This window comes from Ferdinandcohnia sp. SAFN-114, from assembly GCF_059415045.1.
Genome location: NZ_JBPFDQ010000114.1, coordinates 1 through 15,653 on the forward strand (window position 1 = coordinate 1; position 15,653 = coordinate 15,653).

A 15,653-nucleotide genomic window follows, 5' to 3' on the forward strand; every position below is an offset into this window, starting at 1 on the left:
CAAATTAATGAAAAAGTGTTAAATTTAATATGGATAGGTGTTTTATATATGTCTCATTTGGCTAGGTCAGTTCACTTGTCACCTTCTTTAATGATAAATGTAAAAATCCCTTTAATATCTGGGTTCTTAAGATAAAGTCCAGTTTCCTCACGGTATTCACGGATACAAGAGTCACGGATTGACTCACCCGGTTCCATTTTTCCACCAGGGGCAACCCACCACCCGCGTCGTGGCTTTTGTAAAAGCAAGACTTTATTATCCTTGCGTACTAAGCAATTTGTTACTCTTTGCACTTTCTTTCACCCCAAGTCGGTCTCTTTTTAAATAGACCGTTTGTAAGCATTCATATTGATATTATTATACTATTTCTAACAGGTACTCACAACGAACAAGATTTTCATATTGTTTTTTATAATTTAAGGTGTGTTTCCTAAAGGAGGTTGAATAGGACCGCGTCGACGTCCTGTGGTTGTCGACACTAGCACGTCCTGTGCGTCGAGAGTTCAAGGCGGCGCGAGCTCCCGAGTACCGGAACGAGGCAACTGCTTGAGTTAACATCATTGCAGCCTTGCGCTGAGGAATTAACCTGGAGAATAAACTATCAGACGCAAGCGCATGTCCTAGTAATTCACTATGTTCTCGGAGTAATATTTGCAGAAATTCGAAGTGTCATTTTCGGCCGACAAAAAAAGGGGGCACGGGGGATGTACCCGTGCCCAAAAAAAATCTATTTATAAAAAGGGGGTCAATTACTACTATTATCATACTCAAAATATATTTCATCCGTGTTACAGGAGAGTTAAAACAAAATTACGTTTTAAACGTGGTTATTTACATAAACGAAACATTAACCCGAAAGGAGTAGTTCCTTCACTTATTCGTAGTTCAAAAGCTTGAACCCTTCGCATATATTTCAATAAAAGCTTATTTACGAAGGAGGAATTGAATGAACGAAAAAGTAATGGTGCGACAGGAACTGATGGAACTTGATCAAAAACATTTTTTGCATCCAACCTCTCCCATTCAGCAACAGCAGGATTTAGGACCTGCCTTTATTTTCACAAAAGGAGAAGGTGTGTTTCTTGAGGATGTAAATGGAAAACGCGTACTCGATGGCATGTCGTCTTTATGGAATGTCAATATTGGACACGGTCGTAAAGAATTAGGGCAAGCAGCACAGGAGCAGATGAATAAGCTTGCATTTAGCTCTTGTTTTGCAACATTTAGCAATGAACCCGCAATCCGTTTGGCAGCTAAACTTGCAGAAATATCACCAGGAAGTTTATCAACAACCTTTTTTACTTCTGGTGGCTCTGAAGCAAATGATACGGCATATAAATTAGCACGGCATTACTGGATACTCCGTGGAATACCTGGGAAAAAGAAAATCATCTCTCGTAATAGGTCTTATCATGGAGTTGCCATGGGATCGACAAGTGCAACAGGCCTAAAGCCTTTTCGAGATTTTACAAATTCATTAGCACCTGATTTTTATCATACGGATAATTTTTCTACTGAGGAATTGCGCCAGACGATTGAAACTGAAGGTCCAGATACAATCGCTGCATTTGTCGCTGAACCCGTGCAAGGGGCTGGCGGGGTCCATATCGCACCTGAAGGATATTTTAAAGAAGTGCGGAACATATGTGATGAATACAATATTTTATGGATTACAGATGAAGTGATTACAGGATTTGGACGGACAGGTGAATACTTTGGAGTGGACCACTATGGTGTTTCACCTGACATGATGTGTTTTGCCAAAGGTGTAACGAGTGGATATGCCCAGTTAGGTGGGGTCATATTATCCGAGGCTATTTTTGAGGATTTCAAGCAACTATCAACTGGGACACTTTTACATGGATATACGTACAGTGGTCATCCAATGGCATGTGCAGTCGCGTTGAAAAACATCGAAATCATTGAAGAAGAGGGATTAATCGAGAATTCTGCAAAAATGGGTGCCAAAATGCTTGATGGTTTTTCATGGATTCAAGGTGAAAGCAGTCTTGTCAGTCATGTCCGTGCACTCGGGCTCATGGGTGCTGTCGAAATCAATACACCACAGCATGTAAAAGGACCTCTTGCCCCCAAAATTGTGAATGAGGCCGCGAAAATCGGCTTAATCTGTAGATCCGTCGTATTTGATGGTTTGGATACACTCGTCTTCGCTCCCCCTCTCTGTATCAGAAAGGAAGAAGTCGAACTCATGATTGAAAAGCTACATCACGCGATTTTTAGGGTTGAACGAAGCGTGTAAGATAGAAATATGAATAACCGCCTATTCCTTTGCGGATTAGGCGGTTAATTTATGTTAAACAGTTATTCACATGTGTATAAGTATTTAATCAGATGGGATTGTCTTTTTGGCTTGTTTAGGTTTCTTCGTGATAATTTGATAATAATCCGTTCGGCGATCTTTTAGTGGGGTTTCGGTTCCAATGTTACGGTTTCGTCGAAGGCTTTCAAGGTCAACCTCTCCCACCACGATTGTTTCAATATTCGGGTTGCACTCTCCAACAATTCCATTGCTTGAGAACGTAAAATCAGATGGTGAAAAAATACCGGATTGTGCGTACTGTACATCCATATGTGGGACATGTGTAAGGTTACCGACCGCACCAGCAATTACCGTATATACTTGATTTTCAACAGCACGAGCTTGTGAACAATACCGCACTCTTAAATACCCCTGTTGATCTTCTGAGCTAAACGGGGTAAAAATAATTTGTGCCCCTTTATCCACAGCAATCCGAGCGAGCTCCGGAAATTGTATATCATAGCTTATCAGAATTGAGATTTTTCCACAGTCTGTGTCAAATACGTGGACACCATTCCCTGGTTGAACTCCCCACCATCTTCTCTCATCAGGTGTGATATGGAGCTTATATTGCTTATCGATTGTACCATCTCGTCTGAAAAGGTACGCAACATTATAAAGGCAATGATCCTCTTCCACAAAGTGCGAACCGCCTACGATATTAATATTATATGTTACGGCAAGTTTCGAAAAGAGATTAATATAGTCCTCCGTATATTCTGAAACTCTTTTGATTTGTTTACTCGGTACCTGCTCATCAATGAACGACAATAACTGCATGGTAAACGTTTCAGGGAACACAGCAAAATCTGAGCGGAAGTTAGAACTCGCATCGATAAAATATTCACATTGTGTGGCAAAGTCTTCAAAGGATTTGATTTTTTTCATCATATATTGAATCACTGAAATTCTTACTGGGAGGGACCGATTGTAAATTCTCCTCGTTTTCTTAGGCAAGTAATCTGGATTATTCCATTCCATTAGAGTTGCATAGCCTAAAGAATCCCGATCCGATAAGTAATTGGCATTAACGCGCTTCAGGACAAACCCATTAATCATTTGAAAAGTAAGGGCTGGATCATAGATATTCTGTTGGATGACCTGATCCACATATTCCCTAGCAGACATTTCATCCGCATATTTATGATAGTTTGAGATTCTTCCCCCAATAATGATACTTTCTAAGTTGAGTTCTTGAGTAAGTTTTTTTCTAGCCTCATAGAGTCGACGCCCGATTTTCATACGGCGATAATCCGGATGGACCATGACATCAATTCCATAAAGATTTTTCCCATGTGGGTCATGGTTGCGAATATAGGAGTTATCGCTAATCTCATCGAACGTATGCTTATCCTCATATTCATCAAAATCAACAATTAAGCTTGAGCAGGAGCCAATGATTTTCCCATCATATTCAACACAAAATTGACCTTCAGGAAAGATGGTAAGATGGCTTTCTAATTGATCCCGCTCCCATGGGTCCATATTGGGAAAACACACTTTTGAAAGCTCAATAATCTCTTCGATGTCCTCATGCCTAATATTTCGTAACACAATCCTCTTCTCAAATCTTGATAAATCAATCCTCGACACAAAAATCTCCCTTTCTGGGCATTCGATAAAATAAAAAGCAATATTCAAAATTCATCCCCGTTTATATCACTATATTATTGAGAAAGCGTATATATATCTGTTTGATTTTAGATGATCATTATAATTGATACATTTTGTATGCCATTTGATATCATCTCATTTTAATTCTTTACGGAATTGGGACAGGTATATCTTATCGAGGAGCGGTCTTGAGTGTGTATTTTGGATTTTGACATCTTTCTACTCATTAAGGGGCATAGCTGTCCGAATGACTACGGTATTTGGACTGCTTTCTTAGTTTCACAGGAGTGTGAGTCCGAATATGTGTGGTATTCGGACTGCTTTCTTAGTTCCATGCATTAGTGTGTCCGAATTTGAGTTGTATTCGGACTGCTCTCTTAGTTTCAAAGGAGTGTGAGTCCGAATATGTGTGGTATTCGGACTCCTTTCTTAGTTTCACAGGCTGGTGGGTCCGAATGAGTGTAGTATTCAGACTGCTTTCTTAGTTTCACAGGCCGGTGAGTCCGAATGAATGTAGTATTCGGACTGCTTTCTTAGTTTCATAGGAGTGTGAGTCCGAATATGTGTGGAATTCGGACTCCTTTCTTAGTTTCACAGGCTGGTGAGTCCGAATATGTGTGGAATTCGGACTGCTTTCTTAGTTTCACAGCCGGTGAGTCCGAATGAATGTAGTATTCGGACTGCTTTCTTAGTTTCATTGGAGTGTGAGTCCGAATGAATGTAGTATTCGGACTCCTTTCTTAGTTTCACAGGCTGGTGAGTCCGAATGAATGTAGTATTCAGTCTGCTCTCTTAGTTCCGTGCATTAGTGTGTCTGATTATGAGTGGTATTCGGACAGCTTTTATAATTTTTAGAGGCTACAGTGTCCGAATGTGCTCGGGATTCGGACTGCTTTCATAATTTAATGCACGTCTTTGTCCAAATCCACAGTTATTTATACCGTATGATAAGTTTGCCTAGCTTCCCGACCGCTTCTTCTCCCAATCCGCTCTTGTTAGTTTCATGTTGATGGAATCGATCCATTCTCCTTCAAACTCTAAGTCATCTTTGTCTACACTGTCAGTAATAAACCCCACTTTTTCATAAACTGTTTTGGCTCTTGGGTTAAAATCAAAAACACTTAGAGTTAGTTGGTTAAGGTCAGTGTTTTGAAAAACATAATCAACCATAAGCTGAGTTGCTTCTGTTCCGAGTCCTTTGTCTCTGCCATTTGGACCAATCAGGATTCTAAAATTCATGCTATGTGTTTTTTCATCATATAAATTAACCACGACTTCTCCAACTAAGACTTGCTTCTCCTTATCAACAATAGCAAGATCCAATCGATCTTTCTGTTCATTTCTTGTTCTGTACCACAGAAGAGTTTTTTCTTTATCATATCCTGCTGAGCTACCCGTATATTTAAGGACAATAGGATCTTTTAAACATTCTTCTATGTACGGGAAATCTTCATCCATGTTAAATGGTCTTAGAATTGTATTTTCTCCTACGATTGTCGGTTTAACCTGTAAATCGATCATATTTCCCACCCTTTAATTCGTCAAAAAAACACCTCCGATGCGAAGGTGTTTCTACTTTATGCTTTGATTTTTTCCATTAATTCTTCGATATAGTGTTGAGCTGCTTGTGCCGCAATACTTCCATCACCTGTTGCAGTAACAATTTGACGAAGTTGCTTTTCACGGATGTCACCTGCTGCAAAGATGCCTGGTACTTTTGTTTCCATTTGCTCGTTTGTTTCGATATAACCGTTTTCGTTCGTAATACCTAGATTTTCGAATGGTTTTGATAGCGGAAGCATACCGACATAGATGAATACGCCGTCTGCGCCAAATTCTGTTTCCTCACCAGTCTTTGTATTTACAAGCGTTAAGGAACCAACCTTACCATCTTTTTCGTGTATTTCTTTAACTGTGTGATTCCAGATAAACTCAACTTTTTCGTTATCGAATGCACGTTGTTGAAGAATTTTTTGGGCACGAAGTTCGTCACGACGGTGGATGATTGTAACTTTAGAAGCGAAACGCGTTAAGTACACGCCTTCTTCTACAGCTGAGTCCCCCCCACCAACTACAACAAGCTCTCTGTTTTTAAAGAATGCTCCATCACACACGGCACAGTAAGAAACGCCTCGGCCACCAAGTTCTTGTTCACCTGGCACCCCAATTTTCTTATATTCCGCACCAGTTGCGATAATAATAGCACGTGCTTTATATTCTTTGCTGCCTGCAATGACAGTCTTGTATTCTTCACCGTTAATTATTTCTTTTATATCACCATACGCATATTCAGCACCGAATTTCTTCGCATGCTCGAACATTTTTGTGGATAATTCAGGTCCTAAAATATGATCAAATCCTGGGTAGTTTTCAACTTCTTCAGTGTTTGCCATTTGGCCACCAGGAATCCCGCGCTCAAGCATTAACGTTGATAAGTCTGCACGAGATGTATAAACGGCCGCGGTCATACCCGCTGGTCCAGCACCGATTATAATGACATCATAAATTTTTTCTTCAGTCATTTTTACGTCTCTCCTTACATCCTTTATAAAAGTGGATTTTATTGTTTTAGTATCTCCTACCCCTATCCTATAAAAACCTGACAAAATCCGCTATTAATATGCTCATTGTAAGAGTTCTTTAACAAATTTTACATACTTCATCACGGTTGCTTTTGAAATATTATATTTCTCAGCAACCTGTTTTTGGGTTATCGTCCGTGACCCGTGGTTACGCCAAATGTATTCAGTTGCTGCAGCCCATGCTTGCCAGTTAGATACATTGAATTGACGCTTAACCGCTTCATCATAAATCATTAACCATGTTAAATAGAGTTCCTCATTTGCAGAGTCATCATGTTTATTTTTTGTAAATAAAGTGTCTGCAATATTGTATCCATCAATAATATAAGCCGGAATTTTTCCTGTTTTTTTCTTTTTACTAAGGACATAGTTTGCAAATTCTTGTTCAAGGGTCGCATGGAATTGTATATGTTTAATATCTTTGCGGGCAAGAGAAGAATTTGTCTTACTTGCCAAAAATAAACCATATAGGCGTTCCTCAATAAAATCACCAGTTAACCAACGGTCCAAAACATCACTAATGGATTTAGTACGGTCTGATTCCCATGGGGCTGAGCCCTTTTTACTTGGGTTTTCTTCAAGCACTCGCTTCCATGCATTTTGGGCAACATCATGGTGCTCTGTGAAATGAGCAGCGTGAGAAAGCCAATAATAGAAGGTTTCGTCCCCTTCAAACCCACTTCGTTGCAGACTTCGCAACCATTTATAAGCCAGATCATGTCTTCCGACCAACCCAAATGTTGCACCTAGCTTATAGCGGTGTTCGGAAAGGATCGGATGGATCAGCGCTAATCGTTTTGTTAGCTCTTTTACCTGCTGATTTTTCCGCTGATAATATAGAAATACCAATGAGTTGCAAAGTGCATGAAGATTGCCAGGGTTTTTACTCAAAACCTCATCAAGAATCTCTGATGCATTCTCAACATCACCAGAATAAAAATACGCAAGTGCTAAATTATTATAAGCAGACCAGAATTCCGGGTATTCGCGAATGATTTCCTTTAAAAGGGTCACTGCTTCGTCTAATCGTCCTGTTTCAAGGTAATCACGGGCTTGTTCTTGCATGACGATGAGTTCATCCTGTTGGTTAGCTGAATCTTCAAAGTCCACTTCCTCAAGGAGCAATAAATCAAGCAAATCCTCGGCATCCTCCGAAAAGTCGCCCTCTGGCTCACAATCTAAATAGGCTTGTGCATGTTTGCCTGCTTCTTGGAACAAACCTAGATGTGCATAATTATTGGCCATGAAATAATAGCACTCTGGCATATCGAAATTTGGATCTTCCATTATTTTTGTAAGATATTGATTAGATAGGACATAATCACCAATTTCTGTTAAGGCTACAGATAATTGGCATAAGAACATCGGCTCTTTCGGTTCAAGCTGAATCGCTCGTTTAAAATGTTTTATGGATTTATATATATCATGCTGGCGATACGCCTTTAGTCCTTTTTTAAAATAATATTCTCCCGTCTGGATAAACGGAATTACCTTTGAACTATGCTGACTTTCTTTTCTGTTTTGTTTTTCCATCGGGGTCCTCCATTAAAAGTACGTGTTCAAAAAGGAGGATAAAAAGGACCTCGTCGACAAAAACGCCACGTCCTGTGGAATTGTCGACACTAGCACATCCTGTGCGTCGAAATTTCTAGGCGGCGCAGCTTTGAGTAACGGAACGTATGCATTTTATACGTAAGTAACGGAAAAGCAAGCCAACAAAGAAATTCGATGTGTCATTTTTACCTGATTTTTTGAACATCAACTATAAATACTGCTTTTTAAACATATTTCCCAACGTAGTATAACATATATAATCCTTGACACATAGGGGTGCTTGGGTAAAAGGAAAAAACTTTTGGAGAAAGTTCGAGTGGTAATTTGTGGGTAATGTTAATAATGTGGACAACTTTCCACACTTCTTTGAATAAAGTACCGTGGCTGCTGGTTTGATTGGACATATGCACATCGAACTAATGCGAAATGTGGATAATGTGGATATCGTGGATATGTAGCTCACATTTCAGTAAGGTCTAGAATTGTAAAAGGTGCTTATCTGTGGATAAGCACCCTTTACATTCTTATCTTCTCTTTTGTAGTACGGACAATACTTCATCAAGTGGAAGCTTTTGTTCACGAAGTAAGACTAGCAAGTGATAAATTAAATCTGCTGCTTCCCACTTAAGTTCCTCATGATCCCGGTTTTTTGCTGCAATAATAACCTCTGAAGCTTCTTCACCGACTTTTTTCAGAATCTTATCTACTCCTTTATCAAATAGGTATGTAGTATAAGCTCCTTCTGGCATTTCTGCTTCACGCTTAGCAATTACTTCTTCAAGTTCATTAAGAATAGCGAAGCGGTCAGAGGACACTTCTTTTGATTCTCCTAGAACTGATTCATTAAAGCAAGAATAGCTTCCTGTGTGGCAAGCCGGACCAGCTGGCTCAACTAAAACAAGGAGGGCATCCTGGTCACAATCATACTTCATATCCACTATTTTTTGAGTATTACCTGAGGTTTCCCCTTTGTGCCAAAGCTCCTGGCGTGAACGGCTATAAAACCAAGTTTCACGTGTTTCAATGGATTTACGTAAAGATTCTTCATTCATATAAGCGAGTGTTAATACCTCTTTACTTACTGCATCCTGAACAATAGCTGGAGCAAGTCCTTTTTCGTCGAATTTAATGTCTGGTGTGTTCATCGGACATTGACCCCTTTCTCTTTTAAATAAGTCTTCACTTCTTTTACGGAAGTTTCTTTGTAGTGAAAAATACTTGCCGCTAATGCAGCGTCTGCCTTACCTTCTTTGAATGCTTGTACAAAATGTTCAGCATTTCCTGCGCCACCTGATGCGATAACAGGTACAGTAACTGCCTCACTCACTCGTTTTGTTAATTCAAGATTGAAGCCATCCTTGCTTCCGTCATCGTCCATACTAGTTAATAATATTTCACCAGCACCAAGCTTGATTGCTTCCTTCGCCCAAGAAACAACCTCCCACTCAGTTGCTTTACGTCCGCCATGAGTGTAAACTCTCCAGCTACTAAGTTTCTCATCGTATTTTGCGTCGATCGCTACAACAATACATTGAGAGCCAAAGAAGTCAGCGCCCTCCTTGATTAAGGCAGGGTTTGTCACGGCTGCCGTATTTAGTGAAACTTTGTCAGCACCGGCACGGAGGATTTTTTTCATATCCTCTAAGGAATTAATTCCTCCTCCAACTGTGAAAGGAATCGCAAGCTCTGCTGCCACTTTTTCGACAACCTCAACCATCGTTTTTCGACCTTCATGTGAGGCAGAAATATCAAGGAATACGAGTTCATCTGCACCTTCTGAATCATAGAATTTGGCAAGTTCGACAGGATCCCCTGCATCACGTAGACCAACAAATTGAATGCCTTTCACAACCCGACCATCTTTTACGTCCAAACATGGAATGATACGTTTTGTAATCATCACGCATTCACCTCTTCTAACGCCTCTTGCACGGTAAACTGATTGGTATAGATGGCTTTTCCAACGATTGCACCCGAAACACCTCGATCTGCTAACTTACTAAGAGCTTTTAAGTCTTCAATAGAGCTAACTCCACCAGAAGCAATGACTTGTTTTCCTGTAACAGAAGCAAGCGTTGCAACCGCATCAATGTTAGGACCGCTAAGCATGCCGTCTGTCGCGATATCTGTAAAAATGAATGTTTGTGCACCTGCTTTTGCGAGCTCAACACCTAAGTCAGTCGCTTTTACAGATGATGTATTTAACCAACCTTCAGTCGCTACATAACCGTCTTTTGCATCTATGCCTATCGCAATTTTTTCTTTGTATTTCTTAAGCATGTTTTTTACAAAATCAGGATTAGAGATGGCTGCACTTCCTAAAATGACGCGGTCAACACCATTATCAATATAATAAGCTACATCCTCTTCGGTTCGAATACCGCCACCGATTTGAACTTTTGCATCAAGTTTCTTGGCAACCTCAATCACGTATTGGTCATTCACACGTTTACCCGCTTTTGCTCCATCTAAATCGACCATGTGAATCCACTCAGCTCCCGCATCAGCGAAGGCTTTTGCCATATCAAACGGAGAATCACCATAGACGGTTTCTTTATTATAATCCCCTTGCAGCAATCGAACACATTTGCCACCGCGCATATCGATTGCCGGGTAAATTGTAAAAGTACTCATATTGTCACCTTCTTTTCCACAATCACAGCGTAGTTTTGGAGAATTTTTAATCCTAGCTCACTGCTTTTTTCAGGATGAAACTGGGTTCCAAACACATTACTTTTTCCAACAACAGCTGGAACTTCGACATCATAAATGCTACTTGCAATTACATTTTCACTGTCAGTCTCTGCGAAGTAGGAATGAACGAAATAGACGTGCCCACCCTCGATGTCTTTTAATAGTGGAGATGGATTTTTGAGTTCAAGATCATTCCATCCCATATGGGGAACTTTATAGGTTTCACCATTCGCTGCTACGCCAGGTATTTTTGTAATTCTACCTTGTAAGAAACCAAAACCTTGGGTAAGTCCATTTTCTTCACTTTCTTCAAATAAAAGCTGCATTCCAAGACAGATTCCTAAGAGCGGAGTCCCTTTTGCAACGGACTCCTTTATGAAACCGACTAATCCTTTTTCATGTAAGATCCCCATTGCGTCCTTAAAGGACCCTACACCTGGTAAAATTAATCCTTCTGCTTTCGCAAGCTCATCTGGTGAACTTGAAATGAAATAATCATAGTTCATCCGTTCAAGCGCCTTAGAAACGCTGTATAAATTCCCCATGCCATAATCGATTATACCTATCATCTACAACATCCCTTTCGTTGACGGGACCCCCTTAACTCGTGGGTCAATCATCGTTGCTTCATCTAATGCACGACCAAACGCCTTAAAAATAGCTTCAATCATATGATGTGTATTGTGACCGTAGTGAACAATTACATGGAGATTGATTCTCGCCTCTAACGCAAGCTTCCATAAAAATTCATGAACAAGTTCTGTATCAAATGTGCCTACTCGAGTACTTGGGAAATCTGCCTTCAATTCGAAGTGTGGACGATTTCCTAAATCAATGACAACCTGCGCGAGAGCTTCATCCATTGGAACAAATGCATTTCCGTAGCGCTTGATGCCTTTTTTATCTCCAAGTGCTTCACGCAATGCCTGTCCTAAACAAATTCCAATATCCTCAGTTGTATGGTGATCATCAATTTCTGTATCCCCATTTGCATCAACAGTTAAGTTGAATTTTCCATGTTGTGTAAAGAGATCTAGCATGTGGGACATAAATGGAACGCCAGTATCTAGCTTTGAAATGCCTTCCCCATCTACTGTAAAATCTAGTTTTATATCTGTTTCATTTGTCTTACGTTCAACCCTTGCTTGTCTTGTCATAATTACACCTACCGTTATCCACAATTTTATAATTGGTAATGAGTCCTTGATATTTTTGATATCTGTGGATTATTGTCCACATTATCCACACTATCCACAAACTAGATGTGAATTTTGTGAATTATTTTAATCGTTCCTCAACGGCTCTTGCGTGGGCTTCTAATCCCTCTAGTCTTGCAAAGGCAGCAATTTTTGGACCGTTTTCCTCAATGGCTTGTTTGCTATATGAAATAATGCTTGATTTTTTTGTAAAATCATCCACACTTAGAGGACTAGAAAATCGTGCTGTACCATTTGTCGGAAGGACGTGGTTTGGTCCAGCAAAATAGTCACCGACAGGCTCTGAACTATAACGTCCGATAAAAATAGCTCCTGCGTGCTTGATCTTTCCAACCTGCTCCATTGGTTCCTCTGTCACGATTTCGAGATGCTCTGGAGCAAGCTCGTTTACAACCTTGATTGCTTCATCTAGGTCACCTGTGACGTAAATTGCTCCAAAATCATTAATTGATGCTCTAGCAATCGCTTCTCGAGGAAGAAGGATTAACTGTCTTTCAACCTCTTCGGAAACTGCTTCTGCAAGCTGCATTGATGGTGTTACGAGAATGCTTGATGCTCGTTCATCATGCTCTGCTTGAGATAGTAAGTCTGCTGCTATTTCGTTTGGTAGAGCTGTTTCATCTGCCAGCACGACGATTTCACTAGGTCCAGCAATCATGTCGATATCTACATTTCCATATACCTCACGTTTTGCTAATGCAACAAAGATATTACCAGGACCGACGATTTTATCAACAGGCTTGATAGTTTCTGTTCCGAACGCCAACGCACCAACTGCTTGAGCACCACCAACCTTATAGATTTCTTTTACACCAAGTATGTCTGCAGCCACTAATACACCGGCTGGAATGGTACCGTCTTTTCCAGGTGGTGAAACCATCACAATCCTCTCGACTCCAGCGACTTGTGCAGGAATGACATTCATTAAGACAGATGACGGGTAAGCAGCTTTCCCACCAGGAACATAGACACCAACTGCATCAAGTGGAGTAACCTTTTGACCGAGAATCGTCCCATTGTCCTTCATCGTCATCCATGACTGCTTTACCTGACGACTATGGTAATCACGGATATTTTCAGCCGCTTCTTTTATGATTAACACAAGATTCGCGTCTAATTTTTGATAAGCTTCTTGAAAATCCGAGTCGGTGACTTTTAATCCATCCAGTAAAACCCCATCAAATTTTTCAGTATAGTAACGAAGGGCTTTATCCCCGTCTTTTTCTACGTTTTCGAGAATTTCTAAGACTGCTTTTCTTTGTTCAACTGTCCCACTATCAATGGTCCGTTTCAGTGAAACAGTGCTGGTAACACGTTCAATTCTCATGGTGTGTCGGTCCTTTCTATTTAGATACTACTGCGATACCACAGATGATAGTCGCTCTACGATTTCATCGATTTGCTGATCCTTCAAGCGATAACTTACCGGATTTACAATAAGTCGTGAGGTGATGTCCGCAATATGTTCAAGCTCAACTAATCCATTTTCCTTCAATGTACGTCCTGTTGAGACGATATCGACAATTCGATCTGCAAGACCAATTAATGGTGCAAGTTCGATTGAACCGTTTAGTTTAATAATTTCAACCTGCTCCCCATTTTCACGAAAATAGCTAGATGCGATGTTTGGATATTTTGTTGCGATTTTAGGTGCGACACCTTTGATTTTGACATCTGGGAGTCCTGCAACGGCTAGATAGCATTTGCTGATTTGCAAATCGAGCACTTCATACACATCGCGCTCTTCCTCAAGCATGACATCTTTACCGGCAATACCAAGGTCTGCTACACCGTGCTCTACATATGTAGTTACATCCATTGGTTTTGCAAGCATGAAACGAAACGGCTCATCAGGAACATCGATAATTAACTTTCTGGAATCCTCGAATTCGGGAGGCAGATTATAACCTGCTTTTACTAAAAGTTGTGCAGCCTCTTCAAAAATTCGTCCTTTTGGCATTGCAATTGTTAATTTGTCACTCATTATGCCTCCTCCTTCCTTGTTGTTCCTAAGAAGAAGGTGTTTTTGGCAAATGCATTCGTACAAGCATCAACATCCTTGACTCCTGCTATATCTTGAAGGATAACCCGCTCACCCTTTTCTCTTTTACTCATCGCAAAACGGATTGCTTCTTCTCTCTGTTCAGCGCTAAAAATCACACAATGGATTTCTGGCTCTTCCTGTGGTAAATCAAGAGCTTCAAGAAATCGGTCAACTCGGATACCAAAGCCAGTCGCTGGTGCAGGACGATCAAACTTTTCAAATAAATGATCGTAGCGTCCACCATTTCCTACTAAAAAGCCTACATTTTCAGCGTAAACCTCGAATAGAATTCCTGTGTAGTAGCTCATATGACTCACGAGATTGAAGTCAATTTTTATATGCTCAGTAACTCCAAATGCCTCTAGTTTTTTCCAGAGCATTTCAAGTTCGGCTGCTGCATTTTTTCCCTCTTCACATTCGACTAAATCTTTCGCTTTCTCAATTTTCGAATCATTTCCTCTCAATTGTAAGAGTGATAGTAATCGCTGTTTATCAATAGAAGAAAGCGGCAGTTTTTTCACATGCTCTCTGTAGCCAACGTAATTTTTTTCATATAAATAGCGCTGAAGGACATCCGCTCTTGCTTCATTTCCGACAATCTCCATAAACAATGCTTTTACATAACCAATATGGCCAATTGGCACTGTAAAATTAGTTAATCCTGCCTGCTTAAGAGATGCAATCATAAGCGATATAACCTCTGCATCAGCACTTGTTGTTGTATCGCCAATATACTCTACTCCGATTTGCTCAAATTCGGCTGGTCTTCCACCTTCATGTTGTTGCGCACGGAACACATTTGCGGAATATGCGATACGTTGTGGATATTCACCTTGATATAAACGAGATGCAGCGACTCGAGCAATTGGAGCTGTCATATCAGGTCTTAGCACAAGTGTGTGACCCTGTGAATCCAATAATTTAAATAGCTGACGGTCAAGGATCGCTGATGCCTCACCGATTGTTTCATAGTATTCAAGTGTTGGAGTTTCAATAAATTGATAACCCCAGCTTTCAATTTGAGACGACATTGCGTTGCGAATTTTCTTTTTTGCTTCATATAAAGCAGGCAATGTATCTCTCATTCCTAATGGTTTTTCAAACATAAACACGATTTTCGTCACCACCAAAGTTTGTATATGTTAACTTTCCCAATATTTTCTTAAAAAAATCATTTTACTTTAGTTCGCTAATATACTACCAAGATAAAGTATATGATACACCTATCCCTTACATGCGTCAACAAAAAAGTCAGAATTTAGGTGAAATATATTAGGTAGGATAGGGATTTGGTGCCCTTATGGAGAAAAAGTTATTAACTGTGGATTATGTGGATATTGTTGATAACTATAAAAGTAAGATTGTGGATTTTGTTGATATTGTGTATAAATGAACCGGGAATTTGTAAGCAAGAGAGGAAGAAAGGGGACAGATGTTGGAAATAGAAAATGAACAGATGAGGAAAAAGAGGAAAGAAGATGATTCAGCAGAATTACAGAAGGTAAAAGAGATATGTAAATGGTGTAAGTTTGGGCAATAAAAAAGGAACCAACTGAACTGACCTAGCCAAATGAGACATATATAAAACACCTATCCATATTAAATTTAACACTTTTTCATTAATTTGA

Annotated in this window: 13 protein-coding genes and 1 pseudogene; 1 reads left to right on the forward strand and 13 read right to left on the reverse strand. The window is 40.0% G+C overall.

Going from position 1 to position 15,653, the window contains the following annotated elements; genetic code table 11:
• Positions 1 to 74: 74 nt before the first annotated feature.
• Positions 75 to 293 (reverse strand): annotated as a pseudogene (locus ACR65M_RS24120) (NUDIX domain-containing protein); the annotation flags it as partial.
• A 653-nt stretch (positions 294 to 946) separates the two neighbouring features.
• On the opposite strand from ACR65M_RS24120, the gene ACR65M_RS24125 reads away from it, so the two are divergent.
• Entirely contained in the window at positions 947 to 2,260 is a 1,314-nt protein-coding gene (locus ACR65M_RS24125) for an aminotransferase family protein (RefSeq protein WP_440274611.1), read from the forward strand.
• 84 nt (positions 2,261 to 2,344) lie between these two features.
• Here ACR65M_RS24125 and ACR65M_RS24130 read toward each other — a convergent pair whose 3' ends face one another.
• The 12 genes from ACR65M_RS24130 to ACR65M_RS24185 form a co-directional block, all read right to left on the reverse strand.
• A complete protein-coding gene (locus ACR65M_RS24130) occupies positions 2,345 to 3,913 on the reverse strand; it encodes a GNAT family N-acetyltransferase (protein WP_121446332.1) in 1,569 nt (522 codons plus the stop codon).
• Between the two features lie 978 nt (positions 3,914 to 4,891).
• Complete coding sequence (locus ACR65M_RS24135) at positions 4,892 to 5,455, reverse strand: GNAT family N-acetyltransferase (protein ID WP_440274612.1); 564 nt, start codon at positions 5,453 to 5,455, stop codon at positions 4,892 to 4,894.
• A 56-nt stretch (positions 5,456 to 5,511) separates the two neighbouring features.
• Entirely contained in the window at positions 5,512 to 6,456 is a 945-nt protein-coding gene (trxB, locus tag ACR65M_RS24140) for a thioredoxin-disulfide reductase (RefSeq protein ID WP_341330355.1), read from the reverse strand.
• 102 nt (positions 6,457 to 6,558) lie between these two features.
• The gene (locus tag ACR65M_RS24145; protein ID WP_440274613.1) at positions 6,559 to 8,049 is read right to left on the reverse strand and encodes a tetratricopeptide repeat protein; all 1,491 of its coding nucleotides are present in this window, start codon (positions 8,047 to 8,049) and stop codon (positions 6,559 to 6,561) included.
• A gap of 545 nt (positions 8,050 to 8,594) precedes the next feature.
• Positions 8,595 to 9,215, reverse strand: coding sequence for a bifunctional phosphoribosyl-AMP cyclohydrolase/phosphoribosyl-ATP diphosphatase HisIE (gene hisIE / locus ACR65M_RS24150; protein ID WP_341330353.1), 621 nt, complete (start codon positions 9,213 to 9,215; stop codon positions 8,595 to 8,597).
• Entirely contained in the window at positions 9,212 to 9,970 is a 759-nt protein-coding gene (gene hisF, locus ACR65M_RS24155; protein WP_121446337.1) for an imidazole glycerol phosphate synthase subunit HisF, read from the reverse strand. The genes hisIE and hisF overlap by 4 nt, the downstream gene beginning before the upstream one ends.
• Positions 9,970 to 10,704: a 1-(5-phosphoribosyl)-5-[(5-phosphoribosylamino)methylideneamino]imidazole-4-carboxamide isomerase gene (hisA, locus tag ACR65M_RS24160; RefSeq protein ID WP_341330352.1), complete on the reverse strand. Its 735-nt coding sequence runs from the start codon at positions 10,702 to 10,704 to the stop codon at positions 9,970 to 9,972. Before hisA ends, hisF begins: the two co-directional genes overlap by 1 nt.
• Positions 10,701 to 11,333: an imidazole glycerol phosphate synthase subunit HisH gene (hisH, locus tag ACR65M_RS24165; protein ID WP_440274614.1), complete on the reverse strand. Its 633-nt coding sequence runs from the start codon at positions 11,331 to 11,333 to the stop codon at positions 10,701 to 10,703. The genes hisA and hisH overlap by 4 nt, the downstream gene beginning before the upstream one ends.
• Complete coding sequence (gene hisB / locus ACR65M_RS24170) at positions 11,334 to 11,921, reverse strand: imidazoleglycerol-phosphate dehydratase HisB (RefSeq protein ID WP_341330350.1); 588 nt, start codon at positions 11,919 to 11,921, stop codon at positions 11,334 to 11,336.
• A gap of 121 nt (positions 11,922 to 12,042) precedes the next feature.
• On the reverse strand, positions 12,043 to 13,308 hold the full coding sequence (gene hisD / locus ACR65M_RS24175; protein ID WP_440274615.1) for a histidinol dehydrogenase: 1,266 nt from the start codon (positions 13,306 to 13,308) through the stop codon (positions 12,043 to 12,045).
• A gap of 27 nt (positions 13,309 to 13,335) precedes the next feature.
• A complete protein-coding gene (gene hisG / locus ACR65M_RS24180; RefSeq protein ID WP_341330348.1) occupies positions 13,336 to 13,965 on the reverse strand; it encodes an ATP phosphoribosyltransferase in 630 nt (209 codons plus the stop codon).
• On the reverse strand, positions 13,965 to 15,137 hold the full coding sequence (locus ACR65M_RS24185) for an ATP phosphoribosyltransferase regulatory subunit (RefSeq protein WP_440274616.1): 1,173 nt from the start codon (positions 15,135 to 15,137) through the stop codon (positions 13,965 to 13,967). Before ACR65M_RS24185 ends, hisG begins: the two co-directional genes overlap by 1 nt.
• Positions 15,138 to 15,653: the final 516 nt, after the last annotated feature.